The 14078-nt window shown below is 67.8% G+C and carries 14 protein-coding genes; 6 read left to right on the top strand and 8 right to left on the bottom strand.

The annotated features are described in order from the left end of the window. Nucleotides 1-51 precede the first annotated feature (51 nt). Nucleotides 52-1299, top strand: a complete 1248-nt coding sequence (locus IG194_RS04965; protein WP_009621301.1) for an EAL domain-containing protein — start codon at nucleotides 52-54, stop codon at nucleotides 1297-1299. A gap of 32 nt (nucleotides 1300-1331) precedes the next feature. On the opposite strand, the gene IG194_RS04970 is transcribed toward IG194_RS04965, so the two are convergent. Continuing rightward, nucleotides 1332-1676 carry a YggL family protein gene (locus IG194_RS04970; protein ID WP_058490700.1) on the bottom strand — a complete coding sequence of 115 codons (345 nt, stop codon included), beginning with the start codon at nucleotides 1674-1676 and terminating at the stop codon, nucleotides 1332-1334. 244 nt (nucleotides 1677-1920) lie between these two features. Here IG194_RS04970 and dacB point away from each other — a divergent pair, with 244 nt between their 5' ends. Next, on the top strand, nucleotides 1921-3363 hold the full coding sequence (gene dacB, locus IG194_RS04975; protein WP_058490702.1) for a D-alanyl-D-alanine carboxypeptidase/D-alanyl-D-alanine-endopeptidase: 1443 nt from the start codon (nucleotides 1921-1923) through the stop codon (nucleotides 3361-3363). A gap of 24 nt (nucleotides 3364-3387) precedes the next feature. Here the strand turns inward: dacB and rlmKL are convergent, their stop codons facing one another. After that, the gene (gene rlmKL, locus IG194_RS04980) at nucleotides 3388-5568 is read right to left on the bottom strand and encodes a bifunctional 23S rRNA (guanine(2069)-N(7))-methyltransferase RlmK/23S rRNA (guanine(2445)-N(2))-methyltransferase RlmL (protein WP_009621294.1); all 2181 of its coding nucleotides are present in this window, start codon (nucleotides 5566-5568) and stop codon (nucleotides 3388-3390) included. Nucleotides 5569-6037: 469 nt separating this feature from the next. Here rlmKL and rmf point away from each other — a divergent pair, with 469 nt between their 5' ends. Beyond that, on the top strand, nucleotides 6038-6256 hold the full coding sequence (gene rmf / locus IG194_RS04985; RefSeq protein WP_009621292.1) for a ribosome modulation factor: 219 nt from the start codon (nucleotides 6038-6040) through the stop codon (nucleotides 6254-6256). A gap of 83 nt (nucleotides 6257-6339) precedes the next feature. Here rmf and IG194_RS04990 read toward each other — a convergent pair whose 3' ends face one another. Next, nucleotides 6340-7371 (bottom strand): quinone-dependent dihydroorotate dehydrogenase, encoded by a 1032-nt coding sequence (locus IG194_RS04990; RefSeq protein WP_009621290.1) that lies wholly within the window; start codon nucleotides 7369-7371, stop codon nucleotides 6340-6342. Nucleotides 7372-7572: 201 nt separating this feature from the next. Between IG194_RS04990 and IG194_RS04995 the strand changes: the two genes are divergently transcribed. Beyond that, nucleotides 7573-8442: a DUF6685 family protein gene (locus IG194_RS04995; RefSeq protein ID WP_043267363.1), complete on the top strand. Its 870-nt coding sequence runs from the start codon at nucleotides 7573-7575 to the stop codon at nucleotides 8440-8442. Here IG194_RS04995 and IG194_RS05000 read toward each other — a convergent pair. Next, nucleotides 8439-8882: a helix-turn-helix domain-containing protein gene (locus IG194_RS05000; RefSeq protein ID WP_310889450.1), complete on the bottom strand. Its 444-nt coding sequence runs from the start codon at nucleotides 8880-8882 to the stop codon at nucleotides 8439-8441. The two genes, IG194_RS04995 and IG194_RS05000, sit on opposite strands and share 4 nt — an antisense overlap. A gap of 124 nt (nucleotides 8883-9006) precedes the next feature. Here IG194_RS05000 and IG194_RS05005 point away from each other — a divergent pair, with 124 nt between their 5' ends. After that, nucleotides 9007-9219, top strand: coding sequence for a helix-turn-helix domain-containing protein (locus IG194_RS05005; RefSeq protein ID WP_058490704.1), 213 nt, complete (start codon nucleotides 9007-9009; stop codon nucleotides 9217-9219). 130 nt (nucleotides 9220-9349) lie between these two features. Here IG194_RS05005 and IG194_RS05010 read toward each other — a convergent pair whose 3' ends face one another. Continuing rightward, the gene (locus tag IG194_RS05010) at nucleotides 9350-9883 is read right to left on the bottom strand and encodes a hypothetical protein (protein ID WP_058071978.1); all 534 of its coding nucleotides are present in this window, start codon (nucleotides 9881-9883) and stop codon (nucleotides 9350-9352) included. 203 nt (nucleotides 9884-10086) lie between these two features. On the opposite strand from IG194_RS05010, the gene IG194_RS05015 reads away from it, so the two are divergent. Beyond that, on the top strand, nucleotides 10087-10302 hold the full coding sequence (locus tag IG194_RS05015; RefSeq protein ID WP_043319087.1) for a hypothetical protein: 216 nt from the start codon (nucleotides 10087-10089) through the stop codon (nucleotides 10300-10302). Between the two features lie 6 nt (nucleotides 10303-10308). Here the strand turns inward: IG194_RS05015 and pgaD are convergent, their stop codons facing one another. The 3 genes from pgaD to pgaB are packed head-to-tail and all read right to left on the bottom strand — an operon-like array spanning nucleotide 10309 to nucleotide 14077. Then, entirely contained in the window at nucleotides 10309-10752 is a 444-nt protein-coding gene (gene pgaD / locus IG194_RS05020; RefSeq protein WP_009621281.1) for a poly-beta-1,6-N-acetyl-D-glucosamine biosynthesis protein PgaD, read from the bottom strand. After that, nucleotides 10752-12077, bottom strand: a complete 1326-nt coding sequence (gene pgaC, locus IG194_RS05025; protein ID WP_058490706.1) for a poly-beta-1,6-N-acetyl-D-glucosamine synthase — start codon at nucleotides 12075-12077, stop codon at nucleotides 10752-10754. Before pgaC ends, pgaD begins: the two co-directional genes overlap by 1 nt. After that, nucleotides 12074-14077, bottom strand: a complete 2004-nt coding sequence (gene pgaB, locus IG194_RS05030) for a poly-beta-1,6-N-acetyl-D-glucosamine N-deacetylase PgaB (RefSeq protein ID WP_058490709.1) — start codon at nucleotides 14075-14077, stop codon at nucleotides 12074-12076. Before pgaB ends, pgaC begins: the two co-directional genes overlap by 4 nt. Nucleotide 14078: the final 1 nt, after the last annotated feature.

The raw sequence follows: 14078 nt of genomic DNA on the forward strand, positions 1-14078 counted from the left end.
CACCCGCCAGCCGGCACACTGCGGCCGTTATCCAATTCGGTACGCGCGACCATGAACATATCGATCCCATCCAGCCTGCTGGTGCTGGAGGACCATGCATTTCTGCGCGAGGCCACCGTGCACGGCTTGCGGGTCCTCGGCTACGAGCAGGTCCTGGCCGCCGGCGACGGGGACAGCGCCATCGAACTGCTGAGGCAGAAGGGCGGAGTCGACATCTGCATCTGCGACGTGCTGCCGCCGGGCATGGACCTGCTCGGGTTCCTGCGCCTGGCGGCCCAGGAGAAGCTGCTGCGGGCGATCATCGTGGTCAGCGAGGTCCCCGCCGACCTGCGCCGGGCCATCGCCCACATCGCCACGCTGTACGGCCTGTCGGTGCTCGGCGAGCTGACCAAGCCGCTGCAGATGTCCAGCCTGCAGGCACGCCTGCGCCACTACAGCCCTGCGCCCGCCGCCGCCCCGCCGCTGCCGCGGCCGACGCCATCGGCGCTGGAGGTCTGGCAGGCCATGCGCAACCGGGAGCTCAGGGCCTACTACCAGCCCAAGGTCGACCTCGACACCCTGCAGGAGATCGGCGCCGAGGTGCTGGTGCGCTGGGACCACCCGGTCCACGGGCTGTTGCGCCCGGCCTACTTCCTCGCCGCGATCCGCCGGATGAAGCTGCTGCCCGACCTCTTCGACCTGGTCCTGGACCAGGCCCTGGATTTCGCCCGGCGCGAGCTGCGCCACGGCACCCAGCGGGCGCTGTCGATCAACATCGACCTCGAGGTGCTGCAGCAGCGCGACCTGGCCGGCCACCTGAAGGAAAAACTGCGGCAGACCGGCGTCGACCCCGCCAGCCTGACCATCGAGATCATCGAAGGGGGGCTGGCGACCACGCCCCTGGCCAGCCTGGAGAACCTCACCCGCCTGCGCCTGCTCGGCTGCAACGTCGCCATCGACGACTTCGGCACCGGCTACTCCTCGCTGCAGCGCCTTTGCGACCTGCCCTGCAACGAAATCAAGCTGGACGCCTCCTTCATCCGCGACATGCAGCACAACCCGCGCACCCACGAGTCGGTCGCCAGCACCCTGGTGCTGGCGCGCCACCTGCAGTTGCGGGTGATCGCCGAGGGCATCGAGACCTACCAGCAACTGCAGCGCATGCGCGAACTGGGCTGCCGGTTCGGCCAGGGCTTCCTGTTCGCCCGGCCGATGTCGGAGGACGCCTATCGCCACTGGACGGGCGTCGACCTGCAACCGCCGGAGGCGGAAGCCGGCTCCGCGCTGGAGTTGGAGGGCGCGCAGAACCCACCGGGCTGAACCCGGGGCGGGCGCCCACCCTCAGCCCGTTCTCAGCCAGGCTGGTGAATGGGCTGCTCCGGATACCAGGCATCCTGCAGGGGGCTGACCGAACTGCCGCTCAGCTCGCCCTGCTGCTTCAGCCAGTCCTCCACGGCCTTGCGCTGCTCCTCGGTGACCGAGCCGCGGCGCGCCAGGCACACGAAGCCGAAATCGTCGCAACCGGTATAGGCCAGGCCGTTGGCGCCGATGGCCTGCTCCACGAAGCGCTTCAGGAAGGCCTGCAGCTCCTGTTCGGGGAGCCCTTCGCGATAGTCGAGCGACAACTCGAACCCCAGTTCCTGGAATTCATCGACGCAGAGTTTCTTGCGCAGACGACGGGAACGGTTGCTGGCCATGTGGCGGATCTCCTCGATTGATGACGGCATGCGGGGCTGGGCGGGAGCCGCCCCGCACAGACTCTAGCAGCTCCGGCGCGGCGCTCCCACGCGCATCGGCTCACAAACCCCAGCGCATCCCGCAACGGCTTGCGGCATAATGCGCCGGCGCGTTGCCGCGTCACTGGCGCAATCGTCTATCGTCAGTGTCTTCTTTCGTCACCTTCGTCATGTCAATGCCCTGAACCGGGATTTCACTTCAAATATGTTCAAGTCACTGCGTGTTCTCGCCTTCGCCACCCTGCTGCCCTTCGCCCTGCCCGCCCTGGCCGCCCCGATCAAGTCCGCCCTGCCCGAACGGGTGGAGAAGGCGCTCAAGGCCAGCAAGCTAACCAACGACGCCCTGTCGCTGGTGATGATCCCCCTGGATGGCCCGGGTACGCCCACCTATTTCAACGCCGACGTCTCGGTGAACCCGGCCTCGACCATGAAGCTGTTCACCACCTATGCCGCCCTGGAGTTGCTGGGCCCCACCTACCAGTGGAAAACCGAGTTCTACACCGACGGCAAGCTGCAGGACGGCGTGCTCAACGGCAACCTCTACCTCAAGGGCGGCGGCGACCCCAAGCTGAACCTGGAAAAGCTCTGGCTGATGATGCGCGACCTGCGCGCCAACGGCGTGCTCAAGGTCAACGGCGACCTGGTGCTGGACCGCAGCTATTTCAACCAGCCGCAGCTGCCGGTGTTCAACGATGACGGCGGCGACGACAACAAGCCGTTCCTGGTCGGCCCCGACGCCGCCATGGTCAACCTCAAGAGCGTGCGCCTGGTGGTGCGCAGCGAAGGCAACCAAGCCTCGGTGATGATGGACCCGCCACTGGCCAACGTGCGCCTGGAGAACCAGATCAAGGTCAGCGGCCCGGCCAACTGCCCGGCCTGGCCGAAGCTGCGCTTCGTCCCGGAAACCCGCGCCGAGGGCACCGTGCTGGTGGCCGCCGGCGAGATTCCGCGCGGCTGCAGCGCGCAGACCTACATGTCGCTGCTCGACCATCCGGGCTACACCGCCGGCGCCATCCGCGGCATCTGGCAGGAACTGGGCGGCAGCATCAGCGGCGCCGACCGCCAGGGCACAGTGCCGAAGAACGCCACCCTGCTGGCCCGCGCGCTGTCGCCGGACACCGTGGACATCATCCGCGACATCAACAAGTACAGTAACAACACCATGGCCCGCCAGGTGTTCCTCAGCATCGGCGCGCAGAACCGCACCAGCGCGGACGCCAACGATGGCCTGGCGGCACAGCGGGTGATCCGCCAGTGGCTGGCGCGCAAGGGCATCACCGCTTCGCACCTGGTGATGGAGAACGGCTCCGGCCTGTCCCGCGACGAGCGCGTCAGCGCCCGCGAGATGGCCGCCATGCTGCAGGCCGCCTGGCACAGCCCCTACGCCGCGGAGTACATCTCCTCGCTGCCGATCGTCGGCGTCGACGGCACCATGCGCAAACGCCTGCGCCACACGCCCATGACCGGCGAGGCCCACGTCAAGACCGGCACCCTCAACACCGTCCGCGCCCTGGCCGGGTTCAGCCGCGACGCCCGCGGCAACAATTGGGTGGTGGTGGCCATCCTCAACAGCAACCGGCCGTGGGGCGCTTCGTCCATCCTCGACCAGGTGCTGCTGGACCTCTACGCCTCCACCCGCGGCCAGTGAAACCAGCCGCGGGGCCCTGGCGAATCAGCGAGCGCTGATGCGCCAGGCCCGGTGGATCTTCGGGTTGCGGGCGAAGTCCGGGTCGAGGGTCTGGGCGCTGATGTCCTCGACCTGGTAGCGCGCCGCCAGGCTCGGCTCCAGTTCGAACTTGCGGAAGTTGTTGGAGAAATACAGCACGCCGCCCTTGGCCAGACGGGTCATGGCCAGGTCGATCAGCTCGACCTGGTCGCGCTGCACGTCGAACACGCCCTCCATGCGCTTGGAGTTGGAGAAGGTCGGCGGGTCGATGAAGATCAGGTCGTACTCGCCGCGGTCCGCCCGCAGCCATTCCATGACATCGCTCTGCACCAGCTTCTGCTTGTCGGAGAAACCGTTGAGCGACAGGTTGCGCCGCGCCCAATCCAGGTAGGTCTTCGACAGGTCGACGCTGGTGGTGCTGCGCGCGCCGCCCTTGGCCGCATGCACGGTGGCTGTGGCGGTGTAGCAGAACAGGTTGAGGAAGCGCTTGCCGGCGGCCTCGCGCTGCAGGCGCAGGCGCATCGGCCGGTGGTCGAGGAATAGCCCGGTGTCCAGGTAGTCGGTGAGGTTGACCAGCAGGCGCACGCCGCCCTCCTCCACTTCCATGAAGCGGCCTTCGCTGTTCTGCCGTTCGTACTGCTTCCTGCCGGCCTGGCGCTCGCGGCGCTTGATGACGATGCGCTCGCTGGGGATGCCGAGGGCCTGCGGCAGCGCCGCCAGGGCGTCGAGCAGGCGGGCCTGGGCCTTGGCCGGGTCGATGGACTTGGGCGCGGCGTATTCCTGCACGTGCACCCAGTCGCGGTACAGGTCCACGGCCAGGGCGTACTCGGGCATGTCCGCGTCATACACGCGGTAGCATTCGATTTTCTCGCGCCTGGCCCATTTGCCCAGTTGCTTGAGATTCTTCTGCAGGCGGTTGGCGAACATCTGCCCGCCCTCGCTCAGGCGCGCCGGCTCCGCCGGAGCTTGCACGGCGCCATCCTGGCGCGCCTCGGCACCGCGCTCGCCGGTGACGAACTGGCGCGGCTCCACCTCGAACATCAGCAGCTTGCACGGCAACGCGCCGTTCCAGAAGGCGTACTGCTTGTGGCTACGGATGCCCATGCGCTTGCCCAGTTCCGGCGCCCCGGTGAAGACCGCGGCGTTCCAGCCCAGGCAGGCCTGGCGCAGGCGCTCGCCCAGGTGCTGGTAGAGGTACAGCAGGCTGGCCTCGTCGCCCAGGCGCTCGCCGTAGGGCGGGTTGCAGATCACCAGGCCGCGCTGGCCCTTGTCCGGGCGCGGTTCGAAGGTGGCCAGCTCGCCCTGGTAGACCTTCACCCACTCGCCCAGACCGGCGCGCTCGATGTTGTTGCGCGCCGGCTGGATCAGCCGCGGGTCCGCCTCGTAGCCGCGGATCCACAGCGGCGGCCGCGCCAGGCCGACGGCGGCGCGTTGCTCGGCCTCGGCCAGCAGCTTGCGCCAGAGGACCGGGACGTGGCCCAGCCACTTGTCGAAGCCCCAGTGCTCGCGCTTGAGGTTGGGGGCGATGTCGGCGGCCATCAGGCCGGCCTCGATCAGGAAGGTGCCGACGCCGCACATGGGGTCGGACAGCGCCCCGCCCTCGGCGGCCAACTGCGGCCAGCCGGCGCGGATGAGGATGGCCGCGGCGAGGTTTTCCTTCAGCGGCGCGGCGCCCTGCTGCAGGCGGTAGCCGCGCTGGTGCAGGCTGTGCCCGGAGAGGTCCAGGGACAGCACCGCCTGGCCGCGGTCCAGGTGCAGGTGGACGCGGATGTCAGGGTTGACCTTGTCCACCGTCGGCCGCCGGCCGAACTCGGCGCGCAGGTTGTCGACGATGGCGTCCTTGACCTTGAGCGCGCCGAAGTGGGTGTTGTCGATGCCCGAGCCCTTGCCGCTGAACTCCACCGCCAGGCTGCCGCCGGGGTCCAGGTGATCGCTCCAGTTGACCGCGTTCACGCCCAGGTACAGTTCCTCGGCGTTGGCCACCGGGAAGCGCGCCAGCACCAGCAGCACGCGGTTGGCCAGGCGCGACCAGAGGCACAGCCGGTAGGCCGTCTCCAGGTCGCCGCGGCCGCGCACGGCGGACACCTGCGCGCGGGCATCGCTCAGGCCCAGCGCCTGCGCCTCGTCCAGCAGCAGACCATCGAGGCCCTTGGGGCAGGTGAGGAAGAGTTCGTAGTGTTCCGACATCGCCATTCCCGGGCCGCAGCCCTTTCCAGAGGGGCCTCGGCCCCTGTTGAGCGGATGCCGCGTGAAAACGCTGGCACCCGGCCATGGTTCATTTCAAAAGGTTTCACAAAACCTGCGACCCGAGGTCGCAGGTACTTGCCCGCTCGTCGGGATGAGAGAACCTCTCAATTTCCTGGCAGTTCGCCAGGCTGCCTCGCACAAGCCCCTGAACATGCGGTTTCGGGCAATTTGCCCGACCCGCCCGGGGGAAAAACTTATGGCTTGAACCCATAAGAGTTAAGTCTTTATGACAAATTGGTTGTTCACAGGCTCGAAGCCCATGGTTTAGAACTCAGCTTAACCCGTCGCCGCAAAGGTGTCGGGCGGGGTCTGTCACGCCGGCAACAGGCCCCTTTTTGGCGGAACTGTCCGCCAGGCCTCCCCAGGGGGCCAACGGGACATAACAGTCAACAAGTGAGGGCAACACCCTATGAGAAGACTCAAGCGTGATCCGTTGGAAAGAGCCTTTATGCGCGGTTACCAGTACGGCATCAGTGGCAAGTCTCGCGATCTCTGTCCTTTCACCCATCCCACCACCCGGCAGTCCTGGCTCAATGGCTGGCGCGAGGGTCGCGGCGACAACTGGGATGGCCTCACCGGCACCGCCGGTCTTCAACGTCTGAATCAGATGCAACACGCCACCAGTTGACCAAAGGATCACACCGATTTCCCCAAGGCACGCCCCATCCGGGCGGCAGGGCGTAAGCCCAAGGGCTCCGAAAGGAGCCCTTTTTATTTGCCCGCGCGCTGCGCCTGGGCGATGGCGTCCACCGCCTCGCGGATCAGCGCCGGCCCCTTGTAGATGAAGCCCGAGTAGATCTGCACCAGGCTCGCGCCGGCGGCGATCTTCTCCGCCGCATGGGCGCCCTCGGTGATGCCGCCGGCGGCGATGATCGGCAGGCGGCCGCCCAGTTCGCCAGCCAGCACCTTGACCGTGTGAGTGCTCTTCTCGCGCACCGGCGCGCCCGACAGGCCGCCGGCCTCGTCACCGAACGGCAGCCCCTCGACGCCTTCGCGGCCCAGGGTGGTGTTGGTGGCGATCACCGCATCCATCCCCGCCTCCACCAGCGCCGCGGCGACCAGGGCGGTTTCCTCGTCGGTCATGTCCGGGGCGATCTTGATCGCCAGCGGCACGCGGCGGCCATGCTGTTCGGCCAGGTCTTCCTGGCGCTGGCGCAGGGCCTCCAGCAGTTGCTTGAGCGAGTCGCCGAACTGCAGGCTACGCAGGCCCGGGGTGTTCGGCGAACTGACGTTGACCGTGACGTAGCTGGCGTGGGCGTAGACCTTGTCCAGACAGATCAGGTAGTCGTCCACCGCGCGCTCGACCGGGGTATCGAAATTCTTGCCGATGTTGATGCCCAGCACGCCGCGGTACTTCGCGGCCTTGACCCGCTCCACCAGGTGGTCGACGCCCAGGTTGTTGAAACCCATGCGGTTGATGATCGCGGTGGCCTGCGGCAGGCGGAACAGCCGCGGCTTGGGGTTGCCCGGCTGCGGGCGCGGGGTGACGGTGCCGATCTCGACGAAGCCGAAGCCCAGCTGGGCGAAGCCGTCGATGGCGTCGCCGTTCTTGTCCAGGCCGGCGGCCAGGCCCACCGGGTTGGGGAAGTCGATGCCCATGACCTGCACCGGCAGGCTGGCCGGCTTCGGGCAGAACAGACCGTTGAGCCCCAGGCGGCCGCCGGCGCCGATCAGGTCGATGGACAGCTCATGGGAGGTTTCCGGGGACAGTTTGAACAGCAGCTCGCGGGCCAGGCTATACATGGTCGGGCATCGGTCGGCAAAATGGGGCGCTAGTATAGCCGGCCGGCCTGCCCCTAGGCGAGGCGCGGCCGCGGCGGGCCCGGCATGGCGCCCGCCCTTGAAAGGAAGGAAGCAACATTTGTCACTGCCCGGAAGCACAACCGCGACTGGCTTACCTATGCTTAGGGCTGTCGGCCGGGCATCGGGAGTTTGCCTTCGATCATGAATCCACCCCGCAACATGGCCCAGCGCCTCGCGGCCATCGCCCAGCGCCTGGGGCTCGGCAACGCCGACCTGCACAAGGTCTCGCAGCGCACCCGGTCTCTGGCCCTGAGCTTCAGCGCCCCGGCGAGCCCGCCCAGCGGCATCGGCTGGCAGTCCGGCGCGCCGCTGTACCGCCTGATCGACCTGCCGCGCGGCGCCCTGTCCGGGCCGGTGCAGGAAGACAAGGCGCGCGCCCATGCCGCACTGAAGAAACTGGTCGGCTCCCGTCTGCTGGAGCTGCACGATGTCGACCTGCGCGAGGTGGACGGCCTGTGCACCCGCGGCCCCCTGGCGAATTCGGCGCTACCCGACTTCGAAGCCGTGGCGGCCGGCGACGCCGGGCGCAAGGTGCGGATTATCAGCTACCGGGATTTCGGCAAGGCGCTCGGGCAGGCCCTGCCGGGCTTCGAGCGCGGCGTGGAGCTGCAATTGCGCCGGGCCGACTGGCATGGCCAGCGGCTGTTCCTGGAGCTGGACAACCACACCGAGGCGTTCGCCTGCGCGGTGGCCTATGCGCGCCGCCGCGGCCTGGAACTGCGCCTGCCCGGCAGGGTGCGCCAGTTCAGCCTGCAGGGCAGCGCCCTGGACGACCTGGAGCGGCGCTACCACATGCTGGCGATGCCGACCCAGGCCTGGAGCGATGCCGGGTTCATGGGCCTGCTGCTGGACACCGGCCTGCCCTATGCGCGCTTCGGCCTGTTCAACAGCGAAACGCCGGAATCCCTGCTGCTGCCCAAGGACCACCCGCAAGCCGACGAATTCGGCGCCGGCCTGCGCAGCATCGGCGCCCCGGACCTGCTGGGCTACCTGCGCGGCTGCGTCGCCTAGTCCCGCGTCTCTTCTTCGGACTCGTCGTCATCGTCGTCGGTCTCTGCGACGAGTTCGCGCCCCGGCTCATGGCGCAGGCGCTCGAGCACGTCGTGGTGGCGGTTGCGCCACTCCTCCAGGCTGAGGCTGCTGCTCTCCAGCAATGCGGGGTTCTGCTCCACCAGGTAGACCGCGGCGGACTGCGCCGAATCGGCGATCTCCCAGGCCACCGACGCCGAGTCGATGGGCCCTTCGTAGGTGATCCAGCGGGCGAAATCCGGATAGACGCTGCAGACCTTCTCGAAATCCTCGTCGCGCATGCGCTGGCGACCGAACTCGATGTTCTCCACCGTCTTGGCCTTCATGCCGACGATCTTGGCGAATTCCGGGCGTTTGAGCCCGGTCAGCTCACGCAGGCCACGTAGTCTTTCCCCAGCGGTAAAAAGGAAACGTTTCTTCACGATCTGTAATCCATTTCCGGACATTCGAAGCACCATACAAAAACACTAATATTTAGTGTATTGTCTCGAGAGAGTCATTTAGTCTCTCTCCCCTAATAGCGCAGGCCATGGTGCAGGACACCACATGAAAGTGGAAGAACCCTTCTCCCCCGCTCCCGAGGACGAAACCTATTACCTGAGCCTCGAGCGTTTCGCCGAATTGCTCGGGATGTCCGATCAGCCGGAGGTTCTGGAGGAATGGATCGCCAACGGCAAGCTGCCGACGCGGGTAATTGCAGGACATCGCCTGGTTGACCTCAGAGCATTCCTACGCTCGGACGGGAAGCCAAAGCCCTGAACACGCCGGAACTCCCACATTTATAAGCAGCCCACCGGGAACAGGTGCGCGGTCATCCGCCATGCCTGGAGAATAGCCAGGGCGTTTTTCCCTGGCAGGGGCCGCCGGAAGGACGGCGGCCGAGGGGGCATCACTCTTCCCGGCTGGCCTCGACCAGGCGTTCGTAGGCCGGCGCCGCCGGAATGCCGATTTCCAGGCACAGGGCCATGACCCTTTCCAGGTCGCAGCGGTACACCAGCACCGCCTGCAGTTCGTCGTCCAGCGGTTCGCTGAAGTCCAGCAGCACGTAGCCGCCCTTTTCCGGATAGAGCGCGCCGAGCTGCACCTGGATGCGCTTCAGCGCGGCGAGCGGCTCGGCCTTGTGCAGCTGCTTGGCCTGCAGCACGAAGTTCACGCTGGCGTCGAACGAGGCGCGGATGCCTTCGAACAGTTCCTTGTAGTCGTCGCCCTGGAACAGCACGATGTCCGGCAGGCTGCCGACCACCACCCACTCGCCCAGCGGGATGGGGAAGCTGTCGTCGTAGTTGATGTCCGGGTTGGCGGCGAGGAAGGCCTCGGGGTCGGCGTAGGCCGCGGCGGCATCCTCGGCGATCTGGCGGATTTCCTCCGCGCCCATGCAGCCGGAGCTGATCAGGGTGAGGAGTTCGACGAGCTGTTCTTTCATGGCGCGGTCCCGGGAAGTGGCGAAGGCCGCGAAGGATAGCCGGATTCGGCCCGGCTTGCTGGGCCGCCGGAACCTATTGGCGCTCCCGGGTGTCGGAAGCCGGCTCGGACGATAGCGACTATCGACCGGGATGATTTCCCAGGCCGGCGAGCCATCGCTAGCCTTTGCCCATCCCCACTCTCCATGCCCCGGGTGAACCCGCCATGTTCCGATCCCTTTCCAGCCTGGTGCTGGCCGTCCCCGTGCTGGTGGGCTGCGCCGCGCAACCGGCCGCCACCGAGCCCCAGCGGGCGTACAGCGACGCCGAGGTCAAGGCCTTCGCCCTGAAGATCCTCAGCGCCAGCAACATGGACAGCGACCTCTACGCGCGCTACCGCCGCGCCCTGACCGAGCCGCACCACGGCAACAGCGGCAGCTGAGGCCGCTCAGGGCGTCTCGACTTCCATCTCCGCCGGGTTCTCCACCCACACCAGGTTGCCATGCTCGTCGTTGTGCAGGGTCACCACCTGGGCCCCATGCAGGCGGGCCAGGGTATCGCCACTGATGTTGAAGCTGCGCGACAGCGCCTGCCGGGACAGGTCGGGCATGCGTGAGCGGCGCTCGTAGCGCGCCGCGCGAATCTGGTTGTAGCGGGCCCAGGACACCAGCAGCGCGGCGATCAAGGCGCTGCACAGCACATAGACCATCAGCGTATCGAGCGTCTGCAGGAACTGCCCGCCCCAGTCCAGGCGCGGCCCTCGCCAGCCGCTGGCGAGCAGGCTGGCGATGCCGCGCTCCATCAGCCAGACGAAGATCGCCCAGGCGCACAGGGTCAGCAGAACGTCCAGGCTCCGGGGCAGCCAGTGCTGCGGTGTCTTGATCAGGTTCATCACGAACTCCTCTTGATGCCACGGTCGGGGCTGGTCCAGCGCGCCCGGGCCTGGCGCGTCTTGAGCATGACCTTGGGGAAACTCACCAGGGTGGTCAGCAAGGTGACCAGCCAGAAGGCGAAGGGGTACCAGATCACCCAGAACAGCGAACTCGCCAGGTGGCGCTCGTAGCGCCGCTCGATCAGCAGGCTCAGGGCGAACTGCAACAGGCACACGCAGGCCAGCAGCAGCCCGGTGAAGGCCGGCGGCACTATGTTGGCGACGCGCAGGCTGGGCGGCATCTCGACCACCAGGCCGAGCGCCCAGAGCAAAATCGACAGCAGGAAGGTGAAGGCCCAGGCCGCCGACAGGCTGAACTCGATGAGCAGCGGCCACATGTAGCGGTAGCGCCAGGTCCAGATGCTGCGGATGTTCTTCAGCAGCACTTCGGCCCCGCCCTGCGCCCAGCGCAGGCGCTGCTTCCACAGACCGCGCAAGGTCTCGGGCATGAGGATCCAGCACAGCGCGCGCGGCTCGTAGAAGATCGACCAGTGATCCAGCTGCAGCTTCCAGCTGATGTCGATGTCCTCGGTGATCATGTCCGTGCTCCAGTAGTCGACCCGCGCCAGGGCCGTGCGGCGGAACGCGGCGACCACGCCGGAGACGGTGAAGACCCGCCCGTAGACGCGCTGGGTGCGCTTGATCAGGCCGATGATGGAGGAGAACTCGCCGACCTGGACGCGGCCGATCAGCGTCGAGCGCGTGCGGATGCGCGGGTTGCCGGTCACCGCGCCGACCCGCGGGTTGTCGATCAGCGGGGCCACCAGGTAGGCCGCGGCGTTGGCGTCGAGCAGCGCGTCGCCGTCGATGCACACCAGGTACTCGCTGCGCGCGGCCAGCGCGCCCATGCGCAGGGCCACGGCCTTGCCCTGGTTCTGCGCCAGGTGCAGCACGCGCAGCCGCGGCTCGCCTTCGGCCAGGGCATCGAGCACCTGCGCGGTGTTGTCGGAGGAACCGTCGTTGATGGCGATGACTTCGATGTTCGGATAGTGCTGCGCGAGGGCCGCGCCTATGGTGTCGGCGGCGTTGTCGCCCTCGTTGAAGCAGGGGATCAGGATCGACACCAGCGGCTCGCCCTCCAGTTGCGGGACGTCCTCCGGCCAGGCCCAGTGGCGCTCCCAGTGCGCCCAGAAGTAGATGCCGCCGGCCATCCACAGGGCCGACATGAACAGTGGATAGAAGAACACGAAGTTCAGCAGGATCTCGCCGGTGAGGACGATGGCTACGCCGATCGGGCCGCCGAGCAACAGCAGCAGGACCAGCAAGGCAACGATGCGATCGATCATGGCTCGGGGTACCAGGCGTTGGAGATGGCCGGACGCAGCGCCTTGAGTTCGGGCTGGTCGTTGACGAAATCGTCCGGGTAGTAACCGAAGCTGCGCACGCCCTCCCACTGCAGGCGGTGCATCCAGCGCCGCAACTGCGCGGCGTCGATGGGCGCCTCGCGCCCCTCGCGCCAGTCGCGCGCCTGCAGTTCGAAGACGCTGCGCTGCAAGGCGCCTGGGCGCTTGGCCACTTCGCGCACCAGGCGCTGCAGCCAGGCCTCGGACTGCTCCAGGGGCACGCCCTCCATCAGCGGCATGGCCATGGGCGCGGTCCAGTCGTAGGCGGCCAGGAAGTCGTCCAGGTTCTGCGCGAACCAGGCTTCGCTCTGCGGTTCGAGGATCGGCAGCGCATAGATGTTGCGCGCCGTCTGTACCTGCGGGCCACGGATGGCGCGCACGCGCTCGGCGAGCTGGCGGGTGAAGTCGATGAGGTAGCGGCTCTTGAAGCGCGTCCAGCGCTGCAGCGTCTGCGCATCGCCGCGCAGGCTGGCGATGTCGCCCGGCAGGCCGGCCGCGCGATAGGCCGCCAGCGCCTGGGGCCCGGCATCCTCGAAGTCGGAGAACAGCGCGTCGTCGTGGAACAGCAAGCCGGCGAAGGCGGCGTGCCCGGCCAGGTCCTCGTAGATCTCGCTGATCTGCCGGCGTACTTCGGGGTCGAACGGCGACAGCCGCCGGTACTGCTGCGGGTCGATCTCCAGGCGCCCGCTGTGCGGGTCCCAGCGCTGCACCCGCGGCAGCTGCGGCGACAGGTCGAAGGCCAGCACCGGCATCCAGGCGAACACTTCCACGCCGGCGCGGGTGCGCAGCTGCCAGGCGGCGCGGTTGAACAGGTCGGCGCGCATCGGCAGGTGCCGGTTGGGGAAGTACAGCGCCTTCACCGTGCCGTCGCCCAGCGGGTCGGCATAGGCCTGGAGGAACACGGTGTTGATGCGCAGGTCGGCGATGCGCTGCACCAGTTGCCCGAGGTTGGCCTCCATCTGCTGCGGGTCGGGATCGTAGACGTAGTCCAGGTCGACGTGGGCGACGCGCAGGTTGTCCTGCGCCTGGACGCGGCTGATGGCCGAGGTGAAGTGATGCAGGTCGGGGTCGCCGTTGAGCAGGAAGCGCGGCAGGTTGTCCAGGTGGTCGATGCTGCCCAGGCCATCCTCGAGGGTCAGGGCCAGGGCGTAGCCGTCGTCGCCGACCACCTGCAAGGCGGTGCCGCTGGCCGCGCCGTAGGGCCACACCCACACCCGCGGCGCCTTGCCGGTGATGCTTTGCAGGGTGCGGCTGATGCGCTTGACGTCGATGCCCACGCGGTTGCGGTATTCGGCCTCGGTTTCGTAGCGCCCGGCATTGGCCAGGTACAGGCGGTTGGCCGCTGCCGGCAGCTGACTGCCCTGCGGGTTGCCGGGGCCGCCGAAGTGCAGGGCCTCGGTGTGCGCGCCTATTTCCACCAGGCCGGACCGGGCGATTTCCGCGAGCTGCTGGCGGGTGAGGAAGCGCCGGCGCTCCACCGCCAGGCCGCCGAAGTCCACGCGCTGCTGGTCCGGGGTATCCAGCCAGACGCCCACCGGCGCCATGATCGCCGGCCAGTCGTAGGCCTTCAGGATCGGCAGCACGCGCTGGTAGAAGCTGCTGTAGCCGTCGTCGAAGCTCAGCAGCAGCGGTTTCTCCGGCAGGCTGCCGCGGCCGGCGCGGGCGGCCAGCAGCTGGTCCACGGAAATCGCCTGGAAGCCCTGCTCGTGCAGCCAGGCCAGTTGGTCCACCAGGTTGGCGGTGCGCACGGTCATGAAGGCCTGGTTGGCGTCGCGGTCGGCGATCTCGTGGTAGGCCAGGGTCAGGATGCGCCCCGACGGCCAGGGCTTCTCGTTGGCGGCAAGGGTGCGCTGCGCCGGCTCGACGAAGGGGGGCGCCTCGCTGGCGCAAGCCCCGATCAGCAGCGCCAGCCCCAACAGCAGGAAACGGTAGGTGGCTCTCATG

Source organism: Pseudomonas sp. ADPe, from assembly GCF_014843515.1.
In the GTDB taxonomy this organism is placed as follows: Bacteria; Pseudomonadota; Gammaproteobacteria; order Pseudomonadales; family Pseudomonadaceae; genus Pseudomonas; species Pseudomonas citronellolis.